Here is a 2,828-nt window from a genome sequence, read left to right as displayed (position 1 = left end):
ATCCATTTTTTTACACACCACCCAGAATCAATTCGGGTTGAAATTGTTTAACTTACCATATATTATATAGGTAAGAGAAGAAAAAGTAAAGGAAGGCGGGAGAGGCATGAGGAGGAACTTGTTAGTTATTTTTTCCATAGTTACTCTTTTACTGCATTCATGGTGTCTTAGTGTGATGGGAAGTGTCGAAAGTATAGGACCAATGGGAGAAAGGGATATAATAGATTGGCATTCAGTAGTTGTAGATAAGTAAAAAGATGCAAGGCAAAAATAGATTTCAGGCAGGCTGAAGGCACATCTTAGAACTTTGATGTAAATACAAATAAAAAAGTTTTAAGATGTGCTCAGCTAAAAATTATAAGTGAAAGGATGGATATATTCTTGAGAAAAAAGTTACCCATTTTAATGATTACTTTGGTATTTTTAGCAATCATATTCCTTGGTACACATATTTTTTTGAATACACAGCTTAATTTATGGCAACCAAAGGAATTAACAGAAAAGCAAAAAATAGAAGACTTTGAATATATGTACGACATTTTAAAAGACAATTATGCGCATTTTTATGAAGTAAAAAAGATGTATGGCTATGACTGGTTAGAGCATAAGGAGGAATTTAAAGAAAAAATAAGAAAAACGAAAGATAATTTGGGATTCTACTATACTTTGACTAATATTTTACTTAAATTGCATGACGGACATACTTATGTCCTAAGTCCAGGGCATTACAAATATTTTTTAGGAATATTTGGGGATGGGGTCTATAAAGATATGTTTAGAAAATCGGAAGGTCATTATAAGATGTGGGAGGAAATTTTTAAGAAGGTTTATAAAAAAGGTGAGGTAGAGGACCCCTTTTTACAAACAAGGAAGAGGGAAAATATTGAAACAGATATTATAAAGCCTGAAAAAATTACTTATTTAAAAGTCTATTCTTTTTTAATTGATAGGCATAAAGGAGAAGAAGAGTACAAAAAAGAAAAAGAGAAGATATATGATTTTTTGAAAGGTATAAAAGATTACCCCTATTTAGTTATAGATGTTAGTGATAATGGAGGAGGCAGTACTAAATATTGGCTGGAAGCTATAGTAGCACCTTTGAGGAATAAGTTAAAAGAGGTGGAAAACTTGTCAGTGAAGAAAACTTATCTCATAAGAGGCGGGGGGTATGTTGTTAAACTGCTTAGTAATCGCATACCAGATTTGAGAAATAATACGATAGACAAGCTTCCCGTGTATGATTTACTTCCAGAAGAAATAAAAAAGAGTTTCGCATACTATGTTACTGAAAATGCAGTAAAAAATTACGAGGAATTTTTTGAAAATATAGAGCCGATAGATTTTAAAGGAAAAATATTTTTAGTAGTTAGTAGTTCTACTTATTCAGGAGCAAGTATATTTGCAGAGTTTTGTAAAGAAACAGGCTTTGCTACAGTAATAGGTGAAAGAACCAGAAAAGGAGATGGGGGATGGCTTACCACAAGTCTCCTGCGCCTGCCTAATAGCGGGTTAATCGTGAGATTTGATGGAGAAATGCTTATAAATCAGGATGGTACTTCATATTTTGAAACAGGGACTATACCGGATATAGAAATAAAAATGATGCCTAAAAACCCATTTGAAAAAGATGAAGAGCTAAAACAAAAAATACGGCAATTAATTAAATCGTTAGAAAATGAGGAAAAGGGTATTAAATAAGGAAAAAAGGTGTGATACTGTTGGGTAAGAAACTGTCAATTTCTACAATTACTTTGATGTTTTTATTGATTCTAATATTTTCAACAGGATTTTTTACCGGCCATGTTCAAGTGAAATTTTGAAAAGAGTATGAAGATTTAGAGAGGTGATTATGAAAATGGAGGACAAAATAGTCCTTAAGGCAGAAAATTTGGAAAAGACTTTTGGGGCGGGCAAGAGGGCAGTAAAAGCGGTGGATGGAGTATCTTTTGCTGTAAGAGAAAATGAGATTTTTGCACTTTTAGGTCCAAACGGAGCAGGGAAGACAACGACTGTGAAAATGCTTTTAAACCTTGTCTCCCCCGACAAAGGCAGTATACAAATATTTGGGAAAGATATGCCTAAAGCTCAAAAAGAGGTAATGAAAGAAATAGGGACATTACTTGAAGGTTCAAGAAATCTATACTGGCATATGACCATCAGAGAAAACGTTTATTACTTTGCAAATTTGAGAGGAAAATCTGCAAGAGAAGTAAAAGATGACATGGAAATGTGGGCAGAAAGGCTGATGATACAGGACAAACTGGAAGAAGAGGTTGGAAAGCTTTCAAGAGGGATGCAGCAGAAAGCTGCTATCATATGTGCACTTGCTACAAAGCCAAAACTTTTAATACTCGATGAACTCCTCCTCGGGCTTGATATTATAACGCGATTTGAAGTAGAGAAGCTGGTAAAAGAATTAAAAGAAATATCTACCCTTATCATTTCTTCCCATGATTTGAGATTTATTGAGAAAGTGTCTGATAGGATTCTGATAATCAATAAAGGGAAAGTAGTAGCAGAGGGGACTGCCTCAGAGCTCAGACATAAAATTTCTTATGCTAAATATAGATTTACTTTGAGAAAAAATGAAGAAAGCCAATATTTGGAAGAATTAAAAAGTATAAGAGGTGTTGAAATAAGTTTTTATGAAGGGAATATAGATACAGATATATTGGAGCTTACATTTGAAAGGCCAGAACTCATATACGATGTCTTTGATATTTTTAGGAAATTTTCTGTAATACCGGTTGAGATAGACAATTTAGGAGAACCGTTTGAAGAGATATTCAAAAGTTTTGTGGAAGGAGGAGAAAACAAATGAAGTATTT

General features: G+C 33.4%; 3 protein-coding genes. All 3 read left to right on the top strand.

The window, feature by feature from the left end:
* Positions 1 to 106: 106 nt before the first annotated feature.
* The 3 genes from ACPLVE_RS11005 to ACPLVE_RS10995 all read left to right on the top strand — a co-directional run bounded on the left by ACPLVE_RS11005 (position 107) and on the right by ACPLVE_RS10995 (position 2,821).
* The gene (locus tag ACPLVE_RS11005) at positions 107 to 253 is read left to right on the top strand and encodes a hypothetical protein (protein WP_424611586.1); all 147 of its coding nucleotides are present in this window, start codon (positions 107 to 109) and stop codon (positions 251 to 253) included.
* Between the two features lie 152 nt (positions 254 to 405).
* Positions 406 to 1,698, top strand: a complete 1,293-nt coding sequence (locus tag ACPLVE_RS11000) for a S41 family peptidase (RefSeq protein ID WP_424611585.1) — start codon at positions 406 to 408, stop codon at positions 1,696 to 1,698.
* A gap of 157 nt (positions 1,699 to 1,855) precedes the next feature.
* On the top strand, positions 1,856 to 2,821 hold the full coding sequence (locus ACPLVE_RS10995) for an ABC transporter ATP-binding protein (RefSeq protein WP_003871059.1): 966 nt from the start codon (positions 1,856 to 1,858) through the stop codon (positions 2,819 to 2,821).
* The last annotated feature ends 7 nt before the right edge of the window (positions 2,822 to 2,828 follow it).

Source organism: Caldanaerobacter sp. (genome assembly GCF_049701115.1).
In the GTDB taxonomy this organism is placed as follows: domain Bacteria; phylum Bacillota; class Thermoanaerobacteria; order Thermoanaerobacterales; family Thermoanaerobacteraceae; genus Thermoanaerobacter.
The sequence above is the reverse complement of the archived record's forward strand: the minus strand, read 5'-3'. Positions and strand labels throughout refer to the sequence as shown.

Bases quoted from the DNA above. Each gene is read 5' to 3' on its own strand.
- ACPLVE_RS10995 (WP_003871059.1), top strand. From the start codon at position 1,856: ATGGAGGACAAAATAGTCCTTAAGGCAGAAAATTTGGAAAAGACTTTT.
- ACPLVE_RS11005 (WP_424611586.1), top strand. From the start codon at position 107: ATGAGGAGGAACTTGTTAGTTATTTTTTCCATAGTTACTCTTTTACTG.
- ACPLVE_RS11000 (WP_424611585.1), top strand. From the start codon at position 406: ATGATTACTTTGGTATTTTTAGCAATCATATTCCTTGGTACACATATT.